At 33.7% G+C, this 24,845-nt stretch carries 28 protein-coding genes; 12 read left to right on the top strand and 16 right to left on the bottom strand.

The annotated features are described in order from the left end of the window. Positions 1 to 413 precede the first annotated feature (413 nt). The gene (locus tag AC2TDS_RS13810; RefSeq protein ID WP_484736163.1) at positions 414 to 1,166 is read right to left on the bottom strand and encodes a TerB family tellurite resistance protein; all 753 of its coding nucleotides are present in this window, start codon (positions 1,164 to 1,166) and stop codon (positions 414 to 416) included. Between the two features lie 201 nt (positions 1,167 to 1,367). Here AC2TDS_RS13810 and AC2TDS_RS13805 point away from each other — a divergent pair, with 201 nt between their 5' ends. The 5 genes from AC2TDS_RS13805 (at position 1,368) to AC2TDS_RS13785 (ending at position 5,066) form a co-directional block, all read left to right on the top strand. Continuing rightward, positions 1,368 to 1,778 carry a BrxA/BrxB family bacilliredoxin gene (locus AC2TDS_RS13805; protein WP_484736162.1) on the top strand — a complete coding sequence of 137 codons (411 nt, stop codon included), beginning with the start codon at positions 1,368 to 1,370 and terminating at the stop codon, positions 1,776 to 1,778. A 163-nt stretch (positions 1,779 to 1,941) separates the two neighbouring features. After that, a complete protein-coding gene (locus AC2TDS_RS13800; RefSeq protein WP_484736161.1) occupies positions 1,942 to 2,403 on the top strand; it encodes an Lrp/AsnC ligand binding domain-containing protein in 462 nt (153 codons plus the stop codon). Next, entirely contained in the window at positions 2,403 to 2,984 is a 582-nt protein-coding gene (locus AC2TDS_RS13795) for a HupE/UreJ family protein (RefSeq protein ID WP_484736160.1), read from the top strand. The genes AC2TDS_RS13800 and AC2TDS_RS13795 overlap by 1 nt, the downstream gene beginning before the upstream one ends. Before the next feature lie 59 nt (positions 2,985 to 3,043). Then, the gene (locus AC2TDS_RS13790) at positions 3,044 to 3,469 is read left to right on the top strand and encodes a deoxycytidylate deaminase (RefSeq protein ID WP_484738958.1); all 426 of its coding nucleotides are present in this window, start codon (positions 3,044 to 3,046) and stop codon (positions 3,467 to 3,469) included. After that, positions 3,462 to 5,066 (top strand): S41 family peptidase, encoded by a 1,605-nt coding sequence (locus AC2TDS_RS13785; RefSeq protein WP_484736159.1) that lies wholly within the window; start codon positions 3,462 to 3,464, stop codon positions 5,064 to 5,066. The genes AC2TDS_RS13790 and AC2TDS_RS13785 overlap by 8 nt, the downstream gene beginning before the upstream one ends. Before the next feature lie 127 nt (positions 5,067 to 5,193). Here the strand turns inward: AC2TDS_RS13785 and AC2TDS_RS13780 are convergent, their stop codons facing one another. The 15 genes from AC2TDS_RS13780 to thiL all read right to left on the bottom strand — a co-directional run bounded on the left by AC2TDS_RS13780 (position 5,194) and on the right by thiL (position 17,315). Beyond that, complete coding sequence (locus AC2TDS_RS13780; protein ID WP_484736158.1) at positions 5,194 to 5,745, bottom strand: MOSC domain-containing protein; 552 nt, start codon at positions 5,743 to 5,745, stop codon at positions 5,194 to 5,196. 4 nt (positions 5,746 to 5,749) lie between these two features. After that, positions 5,750 to 7,243 carry a GH3 auxin-responsive promoter family protein gene (locus tag AC2TDS_RS13775; protein WP_484736157.1) on the bottom strand — a complete coding sequence of 498 codons (1,494 nt, stop codon included), beginning with the start codon at positions 7,241 to 7,243 and terminating at the stop codon, positions 5,750 to 5,752. Then, entirely contained in the window at positions 7,244 to 8,107 is an 864-nt protein-coding gene (locus AC2TDS_RS13770; protein ID WP_484736156.1) for a M23 family metallopeptidase, read from the bottom strand. 75 nt (positions 8,108 to 8,182) lie between these two features. Continuing rightward, positions 8,183 to 9,064, bottom strand: a complete 882-nt coding sequence (locus AC2TDS_RS13765; RefSeq protein ID WP_484736155.1) for a hypothetical protein — start codon at positions 9,062 to 9,064, stop codon at positions 8,183 to 8,185. A gap of 73 nt (positions 9,065 to 9,137) precedes the next feature. After that, positions 9,138 to 9,581: a hypothetical protein gene (locus tag AC2TDS_RS13760; protein ID WP_484736154.1), complete on the bottom strand. Its 444-nt coding sequence runs from the start codon at positions 9,579 to 9,581 to the stop codon at positions 9,138 to 9,140. Positions 9,582 to 9,621: 40 nt separating this feature from the next. Beyond that, on the bottom strand, positions 9,622 to 10,002 hold the full coding sequence (locus AC2TDS_RS13755; protein ID WP_484736153.1) for a hypothetical protein: 381 nt from the start codon (positions 10,000 to 10,002) through the stop codon (positions 9,622 to 9,624). 6 nt (positions 10,003 to 10,008) lie between these two features. Beyond that, a complete protein-coding gene (locus tag AC2TDS_RS13750; protein WP_484736152.1) occupies positions 10,009 to 10,572 on the bottom strand; it encodes an RNA polymerase sigma factor in 564 nt (187 codons plus the stop codon). Positions 10,573 to 10,718: 146 nt separating this feature from the next. Beyond that, entirely contained in the window at positions 10,719 to 11,564 is an 846-nt protein-coding gene (locus AC2TDS_RS13745; RefSeq protein WP_484736151.1) for a hypothetical protein, read from the bottom strand. 55 nt (positions 11,565 to 11,619) lie between these two features. Beyond that, on the bottom strand, positions 11,620 to 12,207 hold the full coding sequence (gene nadD / locus AC2TDS_RS13740; protein ID WP_484736150.1) for a nicotinate (nicotinamide) nucleotide adenylyltransferase: 588 nt from the start codon (positions 12,205 to 12,207) through the stop codon (positions 11,620 to 11,622). 18 nt (positions 12,208 to 12,225) lie between these two features. Continuing rightward, positions 12,226 to 12,822, bottom strand: coding sequence for a guanylate kinase (gene gmk, locus AC2TDS_RS13735; RefSeq protein ID WP_484736149.1), 597 nt, complete (start codon positions 12,820 to 12,822; stop codon positions 12,226 to 12,228). A gap of 2 nt (positions 12,823 to 12,824) precedes the next feature. Further along, the gene (locus tag AC2TDS_RS13730; protein ID WP_484736148.1) at positions 12,825 to 13,691 is read right to left on the bottom strand and encodes a YicC/YloC family endoribonuclease; all 867 of its coding nucleotides are present in this window, start codon (positions 13,689 to 13,691) and stop codon (positions 12,825 to 12,827) included. Between the two features lie 31 nt (positions 13,692 to 13,722). Beyond that, the gene (locus AC2TDS_RS13725; protein ID WP_484738957.1) at positions 13,723 to 14,622 is read right to left on the bottom strand and encodes a DMT family transporter; all 900 of its coding nucleotides are present in this window, start codon (positions 14,620 to 14,622) and stop codon (positions 13,723 to 13,725) included. Positions 14,623 to 14,849: 227 nt separating this feature from the next. After that, positions 14,850 to 15,320: a peptidoglycan-binding protein LysM gene (lysM, locus tag AC2TDS_RS13720; RefSeq protein WP_484736147.1), complete on the bottom strand. Its 471-nt coding sequence runs from the start codon at positions 15,318 to 15,320 to the stop codon at positions 14,850 to 14,852. Positions 15,321 to 15,405: 85 nt separating this feature from the next. Further along, a complete protein-coding gene (locus AC2TDS_RS13715; protein WP_484736146.1) occupies positions 15,406 to 16,191 on the bottom strand; it encodes a hypothetical protein in 786 nt (261 codons plus the stop codon). A gap of 71 nt (positions 16,192 to 16,262) precedes the next feature. After that, complete coding sequence (thiL, locus tag AC2TDS_RS13710; protein ID WP_484736145.1) at positions 16,263 to 17,315, bottom strand: thiamine-phosphate kinase; 1,053 nt, start codon at positions 17,313 to 17,315, stop codon at positions 16,263 to 16,265. Positions 17,316 to 17,475: 160 nt separating this feature from the next. Here thiL and AC2TDS_RS13705 point away from each other — a divergent pair, with 160 nt between their 5' ends. From AC2TDS_RS13705 to sufC, 7 genes are all read left to right on the top strand, one after another. Next, the gene (locus AC2TDS_RS13705; protein WP_484736144.1) at positions 17,476 to 18,939 is read left to right on the top strand and encodes a choice-of-anchor B family protein; all 1,464 of its coding nucleotides are present in this window, start codon (positions 17,476 to 17,478) and stop codon (positions 18,937 to 18,939) included. 7 nt (positions 18,940 to 18,946) lie between these two features. Further along, complete coding sequence (locus tag AC2TDS_RS13700) at positions 18,947 to 20,272, top strand: hypothetical protein (protein WP_484736143.1); 1,326 nt, start codon at positions 18,947 to 18,949, stop codon at positions 20,270 to 20,272. 3 nt (positions 20,273 to 20,275) lie between these two features. Then, positions 20,276 to 21,028, top strand: a complete 753-nt coding sequence (locus AC2TDS_RS13695; protein WP_484736142.1) for an MbnP family protein — start codon at positions 20,276 to 20,278, stop codon at positions 21,026 to 21,028. A 7-nt stretch (positions 21,029 to 21,035) separates the two neighbouring features. Then, positions 21,036 to 22,091 carry a cytochrome-c peroxidase gene (locus AC2TDS_RS13690; protein ID WP_484736141.1) on the top strand — a complete coding sequence of 352 codons (1,056 nt, stop codon included), beginning with the start codon at positions 21,036 to 21,038 and terminating at the stop codon, positions 22,089 to 22,091. Positions 22,092 to 22,206: 115 nt separating this feature from the next. Next, complete coding sequence (locus AC2TDS_RS13685) at positions 22,207 to 22,536, top strand: HesB/IscA family protein (protein WP_484736140.1); 330 nt, start codon at positions 22,207 to 22,209, stop codon at positions 22,534 to 22,536. A gap of 21 nt (positions 22,537 to 22,557) precedes the next feature. Next, positions 22,558 to 24,006 carry a Fe-S cluster assembly protein SufB gene (gene sufB, locus AC2TDS_RS13680; protein WP_484736139.1) on the top strand — a complete coding sequence of 483 codons (1,449 nt, stop codon included), beginning with the start codon at positions 22,558 to 22,560 and terminating at the stop codon, positions 24,004 to 24,006. Between the two features lie 78 nt (positions 24,007 to 24,084). Further along, positions 24,085 to 24,837: a Fe-S cluster assembly ATPase SufC gene (gene sufC, locus AC2TDS_RS13675; protein WP_484736138.1), complete on the top strand. Its 753-nt coding sequence runs from the start codon at positions 24,085 to 24,087 to the stop codon at positions 24,835 to 24,837. Positions 24,838 to 24,845: the final 8 nt, after the last annotated feature.

Raw genomic sequence — 24,845 nt, 5'->3', positions numbered from 1 at the left:
GTATTATAATTTACACTACTCAATAATTTAAAGAGTTTCCTCTTGTATTAAATCAACTTTAATCATATAAGTTTATCACGATACAGTTGCTTCTAAGTTTGAGTAGCATTAATACTTGTAGTAATTCGTTTAGCAGTATGGAACTTCTTTCTATTTTAAAAAAAAGTTACGTAACAAACTATATATTCTTTATTTTAACTTAGACAGAGTAACATATTCAAATTTACTCTGGCTGTAAAAACCACAAATTCAATAGGTTAAGAATAACCTGATATTCAATACGCTTACACCATTTACGGGAAAACATATTGAACTTACTTTTATCACAAACAATTTATAAAATTCCTTTCACCTAATTTTATTGCCACTAATATATAAAAAAAAAATAAAACATCTTCTATGAATCTGAAAAATTAAAGCCCTCTTTCTTTTTTTATTGCCTCATATGCTTGTGTAACCTTTTGGAATTTTTGTTTTGCAACGGTAAGATGCTCTTTGCCGAGTCCTAAAAGTTTATCTGGATGATACTTTTTAACCATTTTTCTATATGCTTTTTTCACCTCTTCATCCGATGCATTTTTAGGGATTTCTAGAATTTTGTAAGAACTTTCAGCCTCATTAAAAAACATAGCCCTTATTGACTGGTAATCTCGCTCATTAACATAAAGATAAGAGGCTATTTTTTGTATTATCTCCTCTTCTGTAGTTTCAATATTACCATCTGCTTTAGCAATCCCAAACAAAAAATGCACTAATTGCAAACGAGATGGATGTGGCATATAGTTTCTTATTTGTACACATACTTCTCTCGTGGACACTTCGCTTTTTACAATCCCTTTAAAAAGTTTGAATGCGTGATTAGCCCTTGTTTTACCATAAAGATTCACAAAATACTGCCTAACAAAATCTAGCTCTCTTTTATCAATACGTCCATCCGATTTTATAACGATGGAAGCTAAGGTCAGTAAACTAATTTCAAAATCTCCTGATTGAAAATATTGCCCTTCTTGTGTTTTTCTTCTGTTGAATTCTTCTTGTTCCTTTGACAAATCATCAATGGAAAGCCCGTCAATAAAGCTCCCTACTACAAACCCAATGATGGCCCCAATAGGACCTCCCATCGTAAATCCTGTACCTGCTCCTAACCATTTTGCAAATTTCCCCATATTATTTATTTTTAATCAAAGATAAATACTCCTTTTCAAATTTTGATTATGAGCCATTATAAAAATATATTTTTTTGGATGCCGAAACAAAATACACTTAACCTCCTTACCTATGCTTATTTCTTAAATACCTTTCTTTTGTATTTTTGAAGGTTTGTCCTTATTATTTAAAAGAGGTATCTTTGTCCAAAATTTTTATTTATGTATCCAGAAGAATTAGTAAAACCAATGCGCGATGAATTGATCAACGCTGGTTTTGAAGCCCTATATACGGCTAACGATGTAGACAATGCCCTAACAAAAGAAGGAACTACTTTAGTAATGGTTAATTCTGTTTGTGGTTGTGCAGCTGGGACTGCTAGACCTGGTGCTATCGCTTCATTAGGAGCAGACAAAACACCAACTCATTTAACTACGGTTTTCGCAGGTGTAGAAAAAGAATCGACGGCAAAAGCAAGGGAACATATGATTCCATTCCCTCCGTCATCTCCGGCCATTGCGCTATTTAAAGATGGGCAGTTAGTACATATGCTAGAACGCCATCATATTGAAGGTCGATCTGCACAAGCCATCGCTCAAAATTTGGCAGCCGCTTACGCAGATTTTTGTTAATTTGTATTGAAAAATTACTCGTCAATAGATCCATAAAAAATCACTCTAAGGAGTGATTTTTTTATTCATGGCCAATAAACGCATCACTTCTAAAAATTCTAACTTTATACTACTAATTAATTCAAAAAATAAAAATCTAACATAGTTTCATTATTTTTGTAACATGACGAAAAAATCAAAAATTGACGGTATCGATAAAATCATTATCAAACGACTGGTTCAAGATGCTCGTACTCCGGTATTGAGCATCGCTCGTGAGGTTGGTATTTCTGGAGCTGCTATTCACCAAAGATTAAGAAAGCTAGAGGAATCTGATTTAATTAACGGGTATAAAATGATTTTAAATCCAAAGGCCTTAGGATACACAACCATGGCTTTTGTGGGCGTTTTTTTAGATTCTTCTAGCTTATATTCATCAGCGATAAAGCGCTTAAAAGAAATACCTGAAATTGTAGAAAGTCATTATACAACCGGAAATTACGCCGTTTTTATAAAAATAATGTGTAAAAACAATGAAGATTTAATGCATTTACTCAACAAAGATATCCAAACTATTAAAGGAGTTTCAAGAACAGAAACTTTTATTTCTTTAGACCAGCAAATTAATAGACAAATTAAAATTTAATGAACGATTTTATATTTTATTTTAAAATGGGTTTATTTCATGTTCTTGATATAAAAGCCTATGATCATATACTCTTTTTAATTGTATTAGCCGTTGTTTACCAATTTAAACAATGGAAAAAGGTACTTTGGCTAATCACTTTGTTTACCATTGGCCATTCTGTTACCTTGGCACTTTCGGCTTATGGCATTTTAAATGTTCGCGCCGATCTTGTTGAATTTTTAATTCCTCTCACCATATTTATTACTGGTGTAGCGAATGTGTTAACGGCTAAAAAGGCCTCTGTAGGAAAAGAAAATCAAAATTTATTGTTTGCCCTGTTTTTTGGTTTAATTCACGGGTTAGGTTTTTCTAATTATTTTAAAATTATGATTGGTAAAAGCCAGGATAAGCTAATTCCGTTGTTGGAATTTGCTTTAGGCATTGAAGCTGCCCAGATAATCATAGTGCTCTTAATTTTATTAACTGGTTCTTTACTACAGTCATTACTAGGTGTTAACCGTCGTGATTGGATACTCGTCGCCTCTTCTATTGTAATAGGCTTTGCCTTGCAAATGATGATTGACCGTGTTTTTTGGTAAAAATTAACAACACAAGTTTATAATTCTAACTAAATTAGCTATCTATCTAAACTTTTTAGATCTTGAATAAAAAACAACGTAAATACGATCTCGCTTATTTAAAAATGGCCAAAGAATGGGGCCAATTGTCTCACTGTGAACGCAAGAAAGTAGGCGCTCTCATTGTTAAAGATCGAATGATCATTTCTGACGGATACAATGGAACTCCTTCAGGTTTCGAAAATTGTTGCGAAGATGAGGAAGGGGACACGAAATGGTATGTTTTACACGCCGAAGCCAACGCCATATTAAAAGTTGCCTCCTCCACTCAGTCGTGCAGAGGAGCAACACTATATATAACGCTATCACCATGCCAACAATGTAGTAAATTAATCCACCAAGCAGGAATTAAACGCGTTGTTTATAGCAATGCCTATAAAGATCCTTCTGGAGTACAATTTTTAGAAAAAGCAGGAGTAGAATTGACACATTTACCAGATGAATAAAAACAACTTACCTATATATTTTTCAATCGCCGTAGTTTTCGGTATCCTTATCGGAACATTTTTCAATAAAGGAGAATCGATTCTCTCAACAAAAGTCTCAACCCATGAGCGTAAAGTAAGAAAGCTAATTGAGTATATACAAAGTGATTATGTTGACAATGTAAACACTGATAAATTACTAGACGATGCGATTGCAGAAATGCTAGACAAATTAGACCCTCATTCTGTGTATATTCCAAAAGAAAACATGCAACTTGTAACGGAAAATATGCGAGGTAATTTTGTAGGTATCGGCGTTCAGTTTAGGATGATTGGTGATTCAATTACCGTTGTGGAAACAATTAAAGGAGGCCCTAGTATTAAAGAGGGTATAAAGGCAGGTGATCGTATTTTATTGGCAGATAATGACACCTTATATGGTAAAAACTTACGCTCTACTGCTATTTTAAAAAAGCTAAAAGGCAAACCTAATACAAGTGTCCATCTCAAAATTTACAGAAAAACTAACGATAGTCTTTTCGACATTACCATACCTAGAGGTAAAGTAAATATTAAAAGTGTAGACATCGCTTACATGCTAAATAAAACTATAGGATTTATCAAGTTGAATCGCTTTGCACGCAATACTTATAAAGAATTTAAAATGTCTCTTGACGATTTATTGAAAAAGGGAATGACTACATTGGTATTAGACCTTAGAGGAAACGGTGGTGGTTTTATAGATATTGCCAATAAGATTGTGGATGAGTTTTTAGAAGACGATAAACTCATTGTTTACACCAAAAATAACAAAGGAGACATTAATGAATCTTTCGCTTCAGCCAAAGGTGATTTCGAACAAGGAAGACTATACGTGTTGATTGACGGAAATTCAGCTTCTGCTTCAGAGATTGTAGCAGGCGCATTGCAAGACAATGATAAAGGAACTATTATTGGTCGAAGATCTTTTGGCAAAGGTTTGGTTCAGCAGGAAATGGATTTAGGAGATGGTTCTGCTATTCGCTTAACTACGGCTCGTTATTACACACCAACAGGGCGCTCTATTCAAAAACCTTATTCTTCTCCTTTAGAGGTTTCCGATAAACAAACAACAACGGCAACATCCCAAAATTCATCTTATCAAGAAGAAGTAAACGAACGTTATAATAATGGTGAATTATTTAGTAAAGACAGCATTAAAATTGTTGACAGCTTGAAATTCACAACTCCAAAAGGCAAAATTGTTTACGGTGGTGGTGGTATCATACCTGATGTTTTTGTGCCTTTGGATACGGCAGACTATTTGCCTACTTTTCTATTTAGTCCGCTAGCTGAATTTGCTTTTGAATATGTTGATAACAATCGTAAGGAGTTATCCTACTTAACCATCGATGAGTTCATTGAGAATTTTGATACGGATCAAAAAATAACTACTCAATTTTTGAATAAGTTTAAAGATGCTGGCCTGACACTCGTCACTAAAAAGCAATTAAAAAAGAACCTCAAAACTTTAATCGCACGTGACCTATTTAACGATGAAGGCTTATACAAGCTCAATGAAAACCAAGACAAAATGATTCAAAAAGTTTTAGAACTTGAAAATAAAGAGTCGCAATAAGCGAGTTTTTTTATACTGGAAAATAAACAAAGATGTAACTTTATTCGTAAGCTTATTCTTTTGACAACAGTTTAGTATTCAATAACACGGGTACTTTCAGTAGACCAAATACAGTGTTACAGCATGCTTATTTTTTTGTTCTTTTCTGATGATATACCTCAGCAATTGTTTTATTATATGGGCAAGATTTTATTTGAATTAATTCTTCTCCTACTGCAACGCAGCCCGTTTGTAGAACTTTAAAATAAACGCCAGAAAAAGACTGTTTCCAAAACTGCTTTACAATTTTCATATCATTAAAACGCACCCCCAATTTCATACATGGTTCACGTGGTTTTGTTACTTCTAAAATTACCTCTCCAACTTTATAAGTATCTCCAACATGTGTAGTGGTCTCATCTAGATCGTCAATAGTTAAGTTTTCGCCAAACATACCGTATTCCCAGTCTATTTGAGGATATAACTCTTTCCAATAGTCATAATGTTTTAATGAATATGCATATACAGCTTGGTCAATCCCTCCGTGATATTCTCTGTTACAAATAGCATCTTCTTTTACCTTTTCCAAGTCTAAAAAAATAGGTCGTTGTACAGGATATTTAAAAATCCCTGTAGTTATCTTTTTTCCCTTCCAGTTAATCTCTCTTGATTCTCCTATATTGGTTGCAATTACTTTCATTTTATTACGACAATAACTTTTCTAATACCACCGCAATTTTTCTATTATCTGATAACTGAGGTATTTTATTTTGACCACCAAATTTACCAATAGACTTCATATATTCATGAAAACCTCCTCTTTGCACTTTTCGTATGACTAAGGGACGTAGTATATTTCCTTCTATTAAATCTTTATAATAAATATTTTGTGATTGCATTGATGCATCAATTTTAAGAGCTATCTCTTCAAGGTTTTCAGGCTCTTTTTCAAATTCTATGAACCACTCGTGATAAGGAAGTCCGTTTTCAGGGTTTACTTGAGGAGCTACTGTAAACTCACTAATACTAACCTCTGTATTTATTATGGCATCATTCAATGCCTTTTCAACTTCCTTTCCTATAACATGCTCACCAAATGCAGATATAAAATGCTTAATTCTACCTGTTACTTTAATTCTATATGGTTCTAAAGTGGTAAACTCAACAGTATCGCCAATATTATAGCCCCACAAACCGGCAGAAGTATTTAAAATGATCACATAATTCACGCCTAATTGTACTTCTTTTAAAGAAATTCGAGTAGGGTTTTCATCAAAAAATTCATTGGAAGGAATAAATTCATAAAAAATCCCTGAGTTTAGTTGCAATAACATCCCTTTGGCTTTTTGTGAATCTTGGTAAGCAATAAAACCTTCAGAAGCCGGATATAACTCTACATAATCAATCTTCTTTCCTATTAAAGACTCAAATTTATTCTTATATGGATCAAAGTTTACACCTCCGTATACAAAGAAATTAAAGTTGGGAAATATCTCCGCTATTGTTTTACCGGTTTTATCCATTAACTTCTCAAAATACATTTGTACCCATGAAGGGATACCGCTAATTACCGTCATGTTTTCGGGTAATGTTTCTTCTACAATTTTATTCACCTTGGTCTCCCAATCATCAATACAATTCGTTTCCCAACTTGGCAAACGGTTTTTCAGTAAATAATTAGGGACATAGTGAGCCGCGATACCACTCAATCGTCCTAATTTCACACCGTTCTTATCTTCTAAAACAGGGCTACCTTGCAGAAAGATCATTTTTCCGTTTACAAAACTAGCGTCATTGGTTTCTGCAATGTAAAATAACAACGCATTTCGTGCTGCTTTTATATGCGTAGGCATAGACTCTTTGGTGATAGGGATATATTTCGCTCCTGAGGTGGTACCAGAGGTTTTAGCAAAATAAAGTGGCTTCCCTTTCCATAATACATTTTCTTCACCAGCTACAATTCTATCAACATAGGTGCGCAATCCTTCATAATCATTAATAGGTACACGCTTTTTAAAATCATCATAATTATTAATTGATATAAAATCATGATCCTTACCAAAGGCTGTTTTACATCCTTCTGCAACAAGGTATTCAAATACTTTCTCCTGGGTTTTATGAGGATTATCAGCCCATTTATAGACACGTTTTCTTACTTGTTTCGCAAACGGTATTGCTAATTTTGATTTAATGCTCATTTACTGAAAATCTAAATAATTAGTTGGATTGACAGGATACCCATCACTCCATAGTTCGAAATGTAAGTGTGGACCTGTTGATAACTCACCCGTTGAACCAACGTTTGCGATCACCTCTCCCGACCTTACCATTTCTCCCTGTTCTTTTAAAAGAGTCCCGTTGTGTTTATATACAGAAATAAATTGGTCTGAATGTTGTAACATTAGTACATAACCAGTTTCGGCTGTCCATTCAGCTAAAATCACGGTACCATCTGCAATGGCTTTAACAGGAGTTCCTATTTGCGCAACAACATCAACGGCAAAATGTTTATCATTAACGTTATATACTTGTGAAATGCTACCTGTTAACGGAGAGAAGAACACATTTTTGACCCTATCGAAAACAGCTTCCGACAGAGGATATCTATCCTTACTTTCCACTTGTTCCCTAAATAAAGAATCTTGCTTTGTGGGCTTCAATTTACTTTCGTCAAAAATAAGTCCTTTTGCATCATTAATAATAGAATCAATTTGTTCATGCTTAATTTCTCCTGTTAACACAGGCCTAATTGCTTTTGAATAATTTTCTAGAATTGCTAACTCATTCTTTAATGAATCGGTTTCGTAAGTTAAACGAGTTGCTTGTTTTTTCAACCAAGTAGAAGAATATCCTGGTATATATTCTCTTAAAGAGGTAAACGCAATCAACAGCGTTGTTAAAGCAATTAATAAAATTGAAAACAAACCGCCTAATACAAATACGTTCAATCTAGATAACTTTAAAGAAAATCGTTCTTGAAACGTATCTTCATTTAAAATTACCAATCTGTATTTGTCGGTTAACTTTTGCTTTAACTTTCGTGTTTTATCTTTTTTAGCCACCGTAGTATAAGTTTGAGCCTCAAATATACAACGAAAAAATTTCAAATCTTTTCTTAAAAATAGATTATATTTCTATTACAAATCAAACAAATAGGCTACCGAAAACATAGTTGTGCCCGTTATTTTAAGATTTGTTTCTCCTTCTAAAGCAGTGGGTAAATTTAAAATATACCCTAATTCAAAATCAAAATTGGAAACAGAATACTGCAGTGGTAGTATTAATTGCGTATTCACCCATCCAAAATCATTATTTTCTTTATACAACGTAAACTCTCTACCTCTGAAAATAACAATTTGTGCCAATTGCACAGTTTGTTGAGCAATCACAAAACGCAATTCTGGACGCAGTTTTAGTTCGTGTTTTGCATTTCTTAACAAATCAACCTCACCATAACTCGATGATATCATTTGAAACGACTTATTGCTTCCAAACAATAACCCTATAGTAAGCTCAGTTCCTAAAGTTTTAGAAGTGTTATCTATTTCGACCCCTGCATTGATGGCATTTTTAAACGGATTATTTTCTGTATCTGAGAAAAAATATCGATCGTAATAAACCGACCATCTTAACTGTTTATTTCTACCAAATCGCCTTCCATAACCCAAAGAAAGAGACGTATAATCCCATTTAGGAGTTAATTCGTCATAGTATACACCTGAAGCACTTACAAAATACCCTTTTGCATGCATATAAGTTACCTGAGGCGTTACAGAAAATTGTTCTACCCCAATATCCCTTCCTGAAAAATATGTTCTATTTGTATAGTCTAAAGAAAAGTATATAAAATCAAGGTCTTCTGTCAATTCTAAAAAGTCATTTAGTGTTTCTTGATTCAATAAATTATCTATAATTTGATCTTCTTCACTAATACTATCAATAGTATTGTTAAGAATTTCTTGAGCACATAAGCTCTTCAAACTAAAGATTAGAATACATAATAAACTTATTTTTTTCATAAGAGCCCTCAAAATACAAAAAGTGGTTGAGATATTCAACCACTAAAATCAACCAAATATTTACGAAAAAAAATTAATTCCGCATTCTTTTTCTTTTATCTCTTCTAATTTTTTTTCTTATATTTTTTTTGACCCTAGCCTTCTTGTTGCCTAATCTTCTCTTTAATTGTTGTTTTTGTTTAGACGTAAGGGTTGCTCTAAATTTTGATTTTGCATTCTGAACACTACTATTATTTTGCTTAATAATATTTTTCTGAAATGGGGTAAGTGTCTTTTTTAATGCATTTTGTCTTTCTATTTTTGTTAATGAGCTATTTCTCAATATAGCTAACTGCTCAGGAGTAAGTGCCTCTTTAAAAGCTTCTCTATTCTTTTTTATTAACTCTTTTTGAGTTCTTAATAATTCTTTCTGTTGATCAGAAAGATTCAAATCGCTTTCTGAAGTTTGAGCAATTCCATTTAATATTCCCAATAAAAGGGCAATTAAAACAGTTACTATGATTTTAAATTTTTCCATCCTTATACTTTAGACCTATCTTTTTAGAAAAAGTTTTACTTTATTCTAAAAACACTTCCTTTGTTAATAATTCATCATTTATGTACTCATCTAACAATTCATCAACATCAGCATCTTTTGTCATTAAAGAAGCTATTAAAATGTCATTCTCTAGCTCATTTGTTGTATCTTCAAACGGGTTAAACACGGCCAAAGTAAGCAATAAGGCAACAACAGCTGCAGCCGACCATAAGTATACTTTCTTTGAAAAATGAATAATCTTACTCTTTTTTTCTAGATCAACAGTTTTTGACAATATAGACTTCTTTGACTGGGTAAAATAATCATCTGGGATGCTTAATCCTAAATCGATTTTATGTTTTCTTTCTGAGTTCACATCTAGTGTATTTCGATGGCTAAAGTTATTATTTTGTATGCTCATAACAAACTATGCTTTAATTTTTTCTATATAGGCTATAGTAGTTATATTTCTCTCTATGTGTTTTACAACCGCATAGTAGTGTGTTTTGATAGTGTTTTCACTAATTTTCAGCAATTCAGAAATTTCTCTAAATTTTAAATTATCATAATACTTCATCTGAAAAATTCTTTTTTGATTTTCAGTTAAACTACTCAACACCTCATGTAATTTACGCTGCGCTTCGTCTCCATCAAAAAAAGTATCACCTTCTAAACTACTTAAAAAATGGTCATTTACTTCCTGCAAGGAAGAAAAACTCTTTTTCTTCTCTCTTTCTAAAAACCTAATAGACTCATTATAGGCTATTCTATACATCCAAGTATGCAAAGAACTGTCTTGTTTAAAGTTGGGTAAACTCTTATATACTCTAATAAAGGTATTTTGCAAAACATCATCTGCGTTTTCATGCGTTCCTACGATTTTTCTAATATGCCAATACAAACGTTCTTGATACAAGTCTAACAATTTTGCGAAAGCCTTTTCTCTATGTTTTTTACTTGTTAATTGATGTATAAAATTAGCTTCACTCATATTAAAACATTAGAGGGTTTTATGCTTAGACCCCTAAAAAACAAAAAAGTTTAAATTCAACCCAAATTATATTAGAAGATCTATATTGTTCTGACATAACTTCAAAACCAAAAACCAGCCTTGATGCTGGTTTTTGGTTTTTATTTTTATTTTTTTCTGTCTTTTAAACTAATTTCCCTAGTATTTCCATCTGCATCTGTTAAGGTTGCTTTATTGTCGCAAGATCCATCTCCAAAATCTAAGGTATAATCGTTACTCCCTTTGGTTATTTCTACAATACCACTAACGATAAACTTACATGCATATTCTCTTCGTAAACTGGTGGTAATGGTTGCTTTCTTAGCTACTCCATCTTTATTTACAGATTCCCAATATCCAGAAATTAAGAACACATCATCTCCTCTTTCTGGGGTGTCAGCTCCTTCTATTTTTTCTTTTACTTTCTCTCCTTTTTTTACAATCACTTCTCCTGATTGTAACGTTATGGTGATATCTACGTTGTGTGTTCTTTCTGGATTTCCATTTACATTTTCATGGACCTTGCTCACTGACATTCCGCCTTCGATGGCATTTCCATTGATAGAAAAATTCTCAAAAGAGACTGTTTTAGAATACATGTCATCTACTCTTACATACTCTATAATAATTTTTCCAGCGAAAACCTTACCTCTTCTACCAGTACAACCTTCACCAAAATCTAAGGTTACAATTTTACCATCAGTTGTTTCTTCAACTGTTCTTTCTAAACAATCAGGATGATTACTTGGCGGAGACATACTTCTGCCCGCGTCTTCTCCTATTACTGAGTCATCTTCTATAACGTCATTCACATCTGCAGAGACATCATCTACTAACACAACATTTAGTGCTTCTTCTGTAGTCAATTCATCTGTAAGCAACTCTTCATTAGAGTTTGATTCACAAGAAGCCACTAATAATAATCCTATAAATGAAAGGTAATATAAATTCTTTTTTACAAAACTTAAAGTCATAATTTCTAATTTTTAAAGTTAATTAGCTTTTTGACCCTAGGATTTGAAAAAAGTTTTATTTTTTGTAAAAATTCATTTCATCAATGTACTTCCAAACACTTTGACTAAGTAACGGACGCACCTCTTTTCCTTCTTTGATAGCATTCCGAATCATTGTAGAAGATATTTGTACTATAGGTGCCTCTACCTTATATATATTAGGGTGATTCTTAAATTGTGTTGCTGCAATTCCTTCTGAAATTCTAGGGTATATGTATACTTTGTAGTTTTCTAATATCTCCTCATAGTTTTTCCATTTATGAAAACCCTTTAAATTATCTTCTCCCATAATAATGCTAAAAGAATTTGTTGGGTATTTTTCAGAAATCTGAACTAATGTGTGTATCGTATAATTAGGTTTTGGCAATTTAAATTCAAAATCGGAAGATTTAATTGCATCATATTCTTTGGTCGCTAAATACACCATTTCTAAGCGATGATGATTGTCTAACAAACTGTTCTTCTTCTTAAAAGGATTATGCGGCGTTACTACCATCCAGATTTCATCTAAATCAGAATTTTCAACCATTTGATTGGCTATAATTAGATGTCCGATATGAATTGGGTTAAACGTTCCAAAATACAACCCCACTTTTTTACCCATCGTCGCTATTTTTATTTGTTATGCTTCGCTTATTTTCGACCCTAAAAATTCATCTATCAAATCTTCAGCATCTTGCAACGCTACAGGTAAATCGTAATTTTTTATGATTTTATCAAACTGTGGCGCTGTGGCTAATTCGACTGAGGCCTTTGCTACACGCATATTAATTTTATCTTCACTTTCTTCTCCCCGATCCTTTAAGCGTCTTATAAGCTCATTAATGTCTGGTGGTTTAACAAATACTGCTAAAGTTTGCGTTGGGAATTTTTCTTTTATACGCAAGCCTCCAACCACGTCTATATCAAAAATCACATGCTTTCCTTTTGCCCAAATACGTTCAACTTCAGTTTTAAGTGTACCGTAAAAGTTATCTCTATATACTTCTTCCCACTCTAAAAATTCATTGTTTTTTATTTTTTTCTTGAAGTCTGTCAACGACATATAATAATAATCAACTCCATCTTTTTCGTTACTTCTTGGGCTACGAGAAGTAGCCGATATAGAAAACTCCAAGTTAAACCGCTCTTGAGCTAGTAAATGACGTACAATGGTTGTTTTTCCCGAACCTGACGGAGCAGAAAACACAAATAATTTACCTTGAAAGTCTTTTGCCATATTTATAATACGTTTAAGATTTGTTCTTTAATTTTTTCGAGCTCATCTTTCATTTGTATGACAATCTTTTGCATTGGAGCATAGTTTGCTTTGGAACCAGTAGTATTTATTTCTCTACCTATTTCTTGAACGATAAACCCTAATTTTTTCCCGTTAGAGTTAGGAGTTGCTAATTCTTGTAAAAAATACTCTAAATGATTTGCTAAACGCACTTTTTCTTCATTGATGTCCAATTTCTCTAAATAATAAATCAATTCTTGCTCAAATCGGTTTTCATCAATCTCAACCTTTAGTTCTGCAAGTGCTTTTTGTAATCTTTCTTTTACATGTTCAATTCTAGCGCCATCTAAATCTTCTATTTGTTCTAAAGCTAGTTTGATGTTCTCTATTCTTTGCTTAAAATCTTCTTCCAATGACTTGGCTTCATCTACCCTATATTGAATTATTTCTTGAAGTGCTTCATCAATTGACACCTCAATTTGCTTCCATTCTTCAACATTTAACTCTTCTCTTTCCGTCTTTAACGCATCTGGCATTTTAATAGCCATATGCAATAACTCCACGTCGTCGCTAGATCCAGTTTGAACAATGTTTCTTAATTGCTCCATGTACTCTCTTACAACCCCTTTATTTACGGTTGTAGAAGTTTCGTCAGCTGTCATTTCAACAAAAATTGAAAAATCCACTTTTCCTCTGACTAAACTACTTGCGAGTTTCTTACGCACACTGAGTTCTTTTTCTTTATAATACGAAGGAATACGTGTATTTAAATCTAAATTTTTACTGTTAAGCGATTTCACTTCAATAGTAACTTTTTTAGTAGGTAATTGTAACACAGACTTACCATACCCTGTCATTGAATGTATCATGATTTCAATTTAATGAGGTGCAAAGATACATTTATTTCTCGTTTGTTACAGCTATACGCTTCGTAACTAAAAATACTCCTAAGAAAATAAGAAGTGTCGCGAGAATTTTAACTGTATTCAAACTATCGCTTCCCACAAAAAGTGCATAAATCGACGCAACTACCGGTTGTAGATAAATAAATACACTTACCGTTGTTGGTTTTAATTTTGATAAAGCAAATAGATTAAATAAATAAGTAACACACGTTGCAAATAACACTACAAAACAGGCCTTTAAATAGATAGAGAAAGGCATTACTTGCCATTTCACCTCTAGCAGTTCGGTTATTCCAAAAGGGATTACCAATAACAACCCAAACAGATATAGCCATTTCACAAATACAATAGGATTATACTTTTGTATTACTTCTCTTACAATTACCAAATACATGGCGTAAGAAGCCGCATTTACAAATACTAAAAAGTTTCCTAACATCATATTTTCAGCATTGCTTCCGTTTTGGTTGCCATAAACGATAAGAACAACCGCTCCAACTAAACCTATAATTACTCCAAGTATTTTTCTAAGATATAAGGGTTCTTTTAGTAAAATACTAGCAAATATTAACACCAATATTGGCGTTGTAACCATCATTACTGAAGCACTAATAGGTGTAGTATAACTTAACCCCTTAAAGAACGTAAGCATATTCAATGCAATACCAAAAAATGCAGCGATAAAAATGCGTTTATAATCAACTTTTTCAATCGGTTCTTTTTTCAGAAACAGACCTAATAACCAGAAAACCCCTGTGGCTCCACCAACTCTTAATAAAATAAAACCATAAGGTTTAATATACAGTGGCATTACCTCTTTTGCTACGGTAAATGTAGCCCCGTAAATAAGTGTTGCAATAGAGGTTGCCATTAATGCTAATGTTCTTTGGCTCATCATTCATTATTTTGAGTTTCCGAGTACAAAGATGCACTTTATTCATCAACCTAATTTTATTTTTTTAGGAATAATATATTCCTTTTTATTGCTAAAATCAACATCTCAGTAACTCTAAATAATACTTTAATTTGAATCGTTTGTTACATATTTTAAGACATGATTATGAATTAAAACAGAAAAAGCACTACTTAGGTAGTGCTTTTTATCTTATATATTCCCTTTAATTAGTCTACTAAAGGTGGTATTCTTAAAACTTGCCCAGGATAAATTTTGTCTGGATGGCTCAACATCGGTTTGTTTGCTTCAAAAACAACTGGATATTTCATAGCATCTCCATAAAATGACTTTGCTATTTTACCTAAGGTATCTCCACTCACCACTGTATGAAATTGTGCAATATCTTCTTTTTTAATCTCTTCAACTTCAGCCACTGTCATGCTATCTTCTACTGATGCTATACCCTCAGTGTTTCCTACTACTAAAACTACTTTTTCTTTCGTTGCTAAATCGGATGCTTCTCCAGATATTGTAGCTTTATCATCATCTATATCAATTGACAAATCAGTCACAGATAAATCTAGAGCATTGACAGCGTCTACTAATTTTGCTGCTTTTGCTGCCGCTTCTTCTTCTGATGTTTTTCCAATTCCGAAAACCTTTGCTCCGGCATTTTTAATAAATGAAAAAATTCCCATTCTTTTTGATTTTTTGTTGATTAATACTCATTTTTCTCTGACCAATATACAATTTTTGTATCAAAAAACACCATGCAAAGCGCACTTAAAAAGTATACTCTAGACCAAACACAACTCCTTTAATATGTTCACTCCCTATACTGTAGTCATGGTACCCTGTATACAAAGCTGTTTTCTTCAAGTGGTACTTCACTTGAGTTTTAAAAAGACCAACTTGACCTGTATTAATAAAACTCTCTTTCCAAGATACATGAAGACTTACAGGCTTGAATGGATAAATTTCTGTTCCTAATGAATACGTAAAACCATACGCATCTACCTCATCACCAACGTACGTAGCCCCCAGCCCCCACCAAAGGGAAAAATATTCTTCTCGGAAACGGTAATAATTCACCACTACTGAACTAATATTCAAATACTCTTTTGATTGATATCTTTTCTCAGAAAAATTAAGATAGGATGCTTCAATTCCTATAATTGGAACCGGCTTATAAAGAGCGTTTACCTCTAGAGATCGAATAGAATTTATTAAATAATTAGTTCCTAATCTAAAATTAGTTCTTTTAGTTTCCTCTGAAAATTCCTTGGTATACTCTCCATTCGAATAATATGGATATGGATTTAATTCTCTTCTATCTGCCCCCCCAACAAAAATTCCAACCGTCGCATGATACATAATTTCTCTGACAAGACAGAGAAAAGGGTTATCATCATCACTGGCACTTGAATCACTCGAACTTGCATTATTCTCCGAGCTTTCAACATCGCTTGTAGTGCTTTCGTTAGATAAACTTTCCTTCGCTTTTTTTAGCTTTCCTTGTGAAAACCCTATTGAAGAGATTAACAAGAAAACAAATAGTAGTTTTTTCATAATAAATAATTAAATCGTTTTCTCCAAACATTCAATTATCATACCATAAAAACACGTTTAACTCATTTTAACTATTCTTGTTCTTCAAACGAATTCCAACCCTGAGCTTTCAATGCGATCTCTTGATTCGCTCTAGTCACTAAATTTAGCCCTTGATTTTCTTCCGTTATATGACCAATAACACTTAAATGCGGATTTCCTTTTATTTTATCAAAATCACCTACAGGTATTGTAAACAACAGTTCATAATCTTCTCCTCCACTTAAAGCGACCATTGTAGAATCAATATTAAATTCTTCACATGTTAAAATTACTTGAGGATCTAAGGGTAACTTATCTTCATAAATTTTACACCCTGTTTTACTTTGGCTACAAATATGCATTATCTCAGAAGATAATCCATCTGAAATATCAATCATTGACGTAGGCTTTACTCCCAATTCTTTTAATAATACTGGGATATCCTGACGTGCTTCTGGCTTCAACTGTCTTTCGATAATATAAGTGTAATTCTCTAGATTAGGTTGGTTTTTAGGATTTACAATAAAAACTTGTTTTTCTCTTTCTAAAACCTGTAATCCTAAATATGCTCCTCCTAAATCACCAGAAACAACAATTAAGTCCGTTGGTTTTGCTCCGCTCCTAAAAACAATATCTTCTTTGTTCGCTTTTCCTATAGCCGTTATTGAAATCAACATTCCTTTAGTTGAGGAAGTGGTGTCTCCTCCAATTAAATCAATCTTATAAGTATTACAAGCCAATTGAATTCCTGCATACAATTCTTCTAGAGCTTCCAAAGAGAATCTATTTGAAACAGCAATTGATACGGTTATTTGCTCTGCTGTTCCATTCATTGCATAAATATCTGACAAATTCACCATAACAGCTTTATATCCCAGATGTTTTAACGGCATATAACTCAAGTCAAAATGAACTCCTTCTACTAACAAATCGGTAGTTACTATTGTTTGTTTTTCTGAAGAATCAATGACCGCAGCATCATCTCCTATTCCTATTATAGTACCATTATGATATGATGAAAATTGCTTTGTTAAATGGTCAATTAAGCCAAACTCTCCTAATTGCGACAATGATGTTTTCTCTTGGTTTTTATCTTCTAACATGCTGCAAAGATACTATTACAATATCAAAATTAAATAATAATTGTAAACTATCATTTTCTGAATTTTAAAATACTTACCTTGGGGTTTTATGAAATTTAACTGTTATATTAACAGTTATCGTTATTTTTTTTAAATTTGCTTAACCCTTCAAAATTATCATATGGTTCATAAAAAACGTTTTGCAGCTATATCAATATTATTAATGTCTAGCGTTTTAACAGCGCAAACCCCATGTTCTAATGGAACCGCAGGAGATTATCCTTGTAATGGGTATGATCTAATGTCTCACACCTCAGTATCAATATTAGCTAATAGTAATAACAGCTCAAATGGGTCCTCCCCAGAAGGGAGTGATATATGGGGATGGACAGACCCCACTACACAAAAAGAATACGCCATTGCTGCGACAACCAATAGTACCGCTTTTGTAGATATCACCGACCCTGTAAACCCCTTGTTTTTAGGTAGATTAGACTCTAACGCAGGCAACAATTACTGGAGAGATGTAAAAGTATACGATAATCATGCTTTCATTGTCGCTGACAATGTAGGCGAGCATGGAATGCAAGTTTTTGACTTAACGAGATTGCGAGGGGTTACCAGCCCTGAGGATTTTACACCTGACTCCATTTATACAGGGGTTGGTAGTTGCCATAATATTATCATAAATGAAGACACGGCTACTGCCTACTTGGTAGGCTGCAGAAGCACCAATGGAGGAGGTCCGATTTTTTTAGATATCTCATCACCAAAAACCCCGGTAGATCTGGGTGATTATACGGATGACGGATACTCACATGATGCACAAGTGGTAACTTATAAAGGGCCTGATCCCGACTATCAAGGAAAGGAAATTTATATCGGAAGTAACGAAAATGAAGTGGTCATTCTAGATGTTACAGATAAAGAAAATATCATAAGAATATCAAGTATTGATTATCCTCAAATAGGATACACACATCAAGGTTGGTTTACAGAAGATTACAAATATTTTATTCTTGGAGATGAAAAGGATGAGCAAAATTTTGGTATGAATACCCGAACATTGATTTTTGATTTGCAAGACCTAGACAACCCAACCCTGTCTTCAACTTATGATGGCCCAAGTAAAGCCATTGATCATAATGGGTATGTTCAAGGAAATGAGTTTTTTCTAGCCAGTTATACGGCTGGAATGAGAGTTTTAGATATTTCTAATATTGCAGCTTCAACGAACTCAATGACAGAAATAGGGTATTTTGATACTTACCCTGCTGATGACAACACTTCTTTTAATGGAGTATGGAGCGTATATCCTTACTTTGAAAGTGGAAATATTATCATAAACGATATTAATAGAGGGCTATTTATCATACGAAAGAGCGATACACTTTCTACCGATGATTCAACACTAAAAAAGCTCAGCTTTTCTATTAGCCCCAACCCTACAAGTTCTTCTCCGATCATTACAGCACAAAACGGAACGATTAAATCTCTTGAAATTTACAGTATTTTAGGAGAACGGATATATGAAAACCAACATATCAATTCAACGCAATTCGTTGTGCCCATTAAAAAACTTTCTTCAGGAATTTATTTGTTTACAATAAATGATGTGGTTTCAAAAAAAATAATCTTTAAATAACCGAGAATTGACCAAAAACATACTATTCCCATCTCTCCTTGTCTTCCTCTTAGCACTTGGATGCAACAAAGATGAGATTATTATACAACCTATATTTTTACAAAAAATTGATTTTGTAAAAACAGTAGGTGGCACCAAAAATGACGTTGCTCAATCGATCGTAAAAACTAACGATGGAGGCTATACTATTTTAGGATATACGCAAAGTAATGATCATGATTTCGCTCAAAAAGAGAACACTAGTTTTGATTTTGTTGTACTTAAATATTCTTCCGATGATGTACTGGAATGGAAAAAAACATATGGTGGTTCTAATGACGACAGAGGAAGTAAAATCATCACGACTTCTGATGGCGGCTACGCCATACTTGGATATACTAAAAGCAACGATTTAGACATAACAAATAATGCTGGGGACAGAGATTATTGGTTGGTAAAAATTAATTCGACAGGAATGATTTTATGGCAACAAACTTTTGGCTACTCAGGAAGGGATATTGGAACCACCCTTGTCGAAACAAAAGATAATGGTTTTTTAATAGCTGGAGAGCTAGATGTAACTGCCTCTGAAGGTGAAGGAAATTCTAGTGCTAAAACACTACACGCCGGAGGTGACTTCTGGGCTTTAAAATTAAATAGTAGTGGCGAAAAGGAATGGAGTCAGTATTACGGCGGTACCTTTACAGACACCCCATATGGCATTGCAGAAACAACTGATAACGGTTTTATTCTTATAGGCACATCAGACAGTACTGATGTTGACATCTCAAACAACAAGGGTACCTATGATTTTTGGGTTATCAAAATTGACAATACAGGTACGCTTATATGGGAAAAGAACTTTGGTGGCTCAGAAATTGATGAAGCAAAATCAATTGTTCAAGCCGAAAACAACACGTTTCTAATTGTAGGTAATACAAGGAGTACGGATAAAGATGTTGATAAAAACATCGGTGGTGCTGACTTATGGGTTATTAAAATAGATATTGATGGAAACTTAATTTGGCAGAAAAATTATGGTGGTACTGGATTCGATGTTGGCAACTCAGTAAAGAAATCAAAGGATGGGAACTTTTTGATCTCTGGTAGTTCAAGAAGTGCTGACAATAACATCATCAATAGAGGTCAAAATGATGCTTGGATTTTAAAAATAGCCGCTAATGGTAACTTATTATGGCAGAAAACTATTGGAGGAACAGAAATAGATTTTTGTTATGATGCTACTGAACTCAATAACGGCACTGTAATTGGTGTTGGTGAAAGCAGCAGTGACAACAATGATATCAACAAAAATAACGGATTTACCGATCTTCTAATTATAAAACTAAAATAAACAATGAAAAATTACTTTTTACTTCTTTTCTCAATACTGTTTTTATCATGTAGCGCTGATGATGATGAACTGGTTAAACAAGTATCTATTTCTTTAAACTTTACCCATAATTGGGATGGCGATACGGTTTCGGAAAACGAGTTTAACGCGTTTGAGTTCGCTACAGTTAAAAATTCTGTAAGCATTGAAAAACTCCGTTATTTGATCTCGAGAATTCATCTTATTAACGCTGCAAATGACACCATAAAATTTGAAGGCTACAAACTTGTTGATTTGTCTTCTCCTGATGCTTTAACCCACGAATTACCTTTAACAGTATTAGAAGGAGTTTACACACTAGGTTTCACATTCGGTTTTAATAATGAAGACAACCAAGATGGTATTTACCCCGACCTGAACTCGGCTTCATGGAATGTACCTCAAAACCTAGATGGTGGTTATCATTTTATGCAACTCGATGGAAAGTATATTGACAACGAGCAAGAAGAAGCTCCATACAACTTTCACGCTATCAAAGCCTACGATATGGCTACACAAAACACAAAAGACACCTCTTTTATCGTAAATATTGGAACTGTGTCATTAACAAATAACGCATCCATTGAAATAAAGATGAATGTTGCTCAATGGTTTAAAGACCCTAACGAATGGGATTTAAATGAGCTTGCCACCAACCTAATGATGAATTTTGAAGCCCAGGAAAAAATATCAGAAAACGGAAACGATGTGTTCAGTTTGGGTACTACAAATCAATAATTAGCGCATGAAAAAAGCAAGTATACTCCTTTTCTTAATTTTCATGAGCTGCTCTCCAAAAAATGAAGAGCTGGAGTATACTCCCATACCTGTAGAATTGGAAATTCCAGAGATTTTTAAACAAAAATTGATTGCACCTATAACCCCCACTACAAACCCATTAACAAAAGAAGGCATTGCTTTAGGGAAACGCCTATTTTTTGATAAAATCTTATCAAAAAACAATTCACAATCATGCGCCAGTTGTCATGATCCGAAAAAATCCTTTTCTGATGAAATTCGCTTTAGTGATGGAGTAGATGGTGTTTCTGGAACACGCAATTCAATGCCACTATTTAACCTAGCTTGGAATTTTGATGAACGTTTTACCTGGGATGGTAAAGAGTTAAGTCTAGAAAGACAGGCCTTAGAACCTGTTAAAAACCCTCTAGAGATGCATAGTAATTGGCCTGATGTTGCAGCAAAACTCGAAAACCACCCTGAATACCCTACCTTATTTAAACAAGCCTTTGGCACATCCAAAATTGATTCTACACTGATCACAAAAGCCATCGCTCAATTTGAAAGAACATTGATTTCTGCAAATTCAAAATTCGATAGATATTTACTTGATCAAGAACAGCTAACCTCCAATGAATTAAATGGTTTCGACGTTTTTATGGATGAAGACAGAGGAGACTGTTTTCACTGTCATGGAAGTAACAACAATCCATTATGGACGGACAATGCCTTTCATAATAATGGATTGGATGCTGTATTTACCGATTTAGGCCTGGGTCAGGTAACAGGTGACCCTAATGACAACGGTAAATTCAAAACACCATCCTTACGAAACTTGCTATTTACAGCACCCTATATGCATGACGGTCGATTTGCTACTCTTGAAGAAGTTATCAATCATTACTCAGAAGGATTGCAGTCATCTGGAACCATTGACCCTTTGATGAAAAAAGTAGCTCAAGGTGGCGTTCAAATATCTGAGTCGGATAAAGCCGACTTAAAATCATTTCTCCTGACTCTTTCAGATCACTCCTTTATAAACAACGCTACTTTTCAAGAATAAATCGCCATTATCAGCAAATTTTATGCCACTATAAGCGATATTCATTTTAAAAAATGATAAAAATCATATTTTGTCACTATCTTTGTAGTTGATTAAGATTTAATCTATGTAACATATGATAAAAGTTTCAGACACTGCAAAAAAAAAGGTTGTAGAGTTAATGACTTACGATGGGTTTGATGCTACCGAAGACTTTGTAAGAGTTGGTGTAAAAAGTGGAGGTTGTTCAGGCTTATCATACGATTTGACTTTTGATAAAGATCAACAAGACAACGATAAAATATTTGAGGATAATGGTGTAAAAATCGTTGTCGACAAAAAAAGCTTCTTATACCTTGTTGGTACAACTTTAGAATATTCTGGAGGTTTAAATGGCAAAGGGTTTATTTTTAACAATCCAAATGCCAACAGAACTTGTGGATGCGGAGAAAGCTTTTCTTTATAAACAACTGTAAACTTAGAACTGATGAGTAAATATACTGAAGACGATTTACGAGAAGAACTAGAAAATAAAGAGTATGAATATGGTTTTTATACAGATATTGAAAGTGATACTTTTGCCAAAGGGCTCAATGAAGATGTAGTTCGAGCCATTTCAAAAAAGAAAAACGAACCAGAATGGATGACTGACTGGCGTGTAGAAGCTTTTAGAGTTTGGGAAAAAATGGAAGAACCGAATTGGGCAAATGTAACATACGAAAAACCTGACTTTCAAAACATATCATACTATTCAGCTCCTAAGAAAAAACCTAAGCTAGATAGTTTAGACGAGGTTGACCCTGAGTTAATCGCTACGTTTAAAAAACTAGGAATTTCTTTAGATGAACAAAAACGTTTAGCCAATGTAGCCGTTGATATTATTATGGACTCAGTTTCTGTAGCTACAACGTTTAAAGAAACATTAGCTGAAAAAGGTATTATTTTCATGCCTATTTCAGAAGCTATTCATGAGCACCCTGAATTAGTTAAAAAATATATTGGATCGGTAGTTCCACCAACCGATAACTTTTATGCAGCATTAAACTCAGCAGTATTTTCTGACGGTTCTTTTTGCTATATTCCAAAAGGGGTTCGCTGCCCAATGGAACTCTCTACATACTTCAGAATTAATGAAGGAGGTACTGGTCAATTTGAACGTACCTTGGTGGTGGCTGATAAAAGCAGTTACGTTTCTTACTTAGAAGGCTGTACAGCTCCGCAACGAGACGAAAACCAATTACACGCAGCTGTTGTTGAATTAATAGCTTTAGATGACTCAGAAATAAAGTATTCTACCGTTCAAAATTGGTTCCCTGGAGATCCATCAGGAAAAGGAGGTGTTTTCAATTTTGTTACGAAAAGAGGATTGTGTGAAACCAATGCTAAAATCTCTTGGACACAAGTAGAAACTGGATCTGCCATTACTTGGAAATACCCAAGTTGTATCCTTAAAGGAAATAATTCTGTTGGAGAATTCTATTCTATAGCGGTAACTAATAACCACCAACAGGCTGATACTGGTACCAAAATGATTCACCTTGGAAAAAACACGAAATCAACGATTATCTCAAAGGGAATTTCAGCAGGAAAATCACAAAACAGTTATCGTGGATTAGTGCAAATAAATTCTAGAGCCGACAATGCACGTAATTTTTCACAATGTGATAGCTTGTTAATGGGAAATGAGTGTGGAGCTCATACTTTTCCATATATAGAGGCGAAAAATAAATCAGCACAAATAGAACACGAAGCTACCACAAGTAAAATTGGAGAAGACCAATTATTTTACTGTAATCAGCGAGGTATTGACACAGAAAAAGCAATTGCATTAATTGTAAATGGTTTTAGCAAAGAAGTTTTAAATAAACTTCCTATGGAATTTGCCGTTGAAGCTCAAAAATTATTGGAAATTTCGCTAGAAGGTAGTGTTGGGTAAAACTTTCCTTCACCTAAATATTAAATAGAAAAACAATCCTTAAAGCATAAGCTAAAAAAATAAATAGCATAAATTAAGATGTTAAAAATAAAAAACTTACACGCACAAATAGAAGATAAGGTTATCTTAAAAGGAATTAACCTTGAAGTAAAAGCAGGGGAGGTTCACGCAATTATGGGACCTAATGGTGCTGGAAAAAGTACACTATCATCAGTGATCGCTGGAAAAGATGATTACGAAGTTACTACCGGAACAATTGAATTGGAAGGTGAAGATATTAGTGAATTAGCTCCAGAAGAAAGAGCGCATGCTGGTATATTTTTATCATTCCAATATCCCGTCGAAATACCGGGAGTTTCGGTTACCAACTTTATCAAAACTGCTATTAATGAATCACGAAAAGCTCGAGGCCTAGAAGAAATGCCGGCAAAAGACATGCTTAAAAAGATTCGTGAAAAATCTGAATTACTAGAAATCGACCGTAAATTCTTATCTCGTTCTTTAAACGAAGGTTTTTCTGGAGGAGAGAAAAAACGAAATGAGATTTTTCAAATGGCCATGTTAGAACCTAGTTTGGCTATTCTTGATGAAACTGATTCTGGTTTAGACATCGATGCTTTGCGCATTGTTGCAAATGGAGTCAACAAATTAAAAGCAAAAGACAACGCCGTTGTTATCATTACGCATTATCAACGTTTGTTAGAATATATAGTACCTGATTATGTACATATTTTATACGATGGTAAAATTGTAAAAACAGGAGATGCCTCTTTAGCATTAGAGCTAGAAGAAAAGGGATATGATTGGATTAAGGAAGAAGTGAATAGTTAACATAAAGA

Source organism: Tenacibaculum profundicola (genome assembly GCF_057220795.1).
Note: the sequence above shows the minus strand (reverse complement) of the source record. Positions and strands in the feature narration are given on the sequence as shown.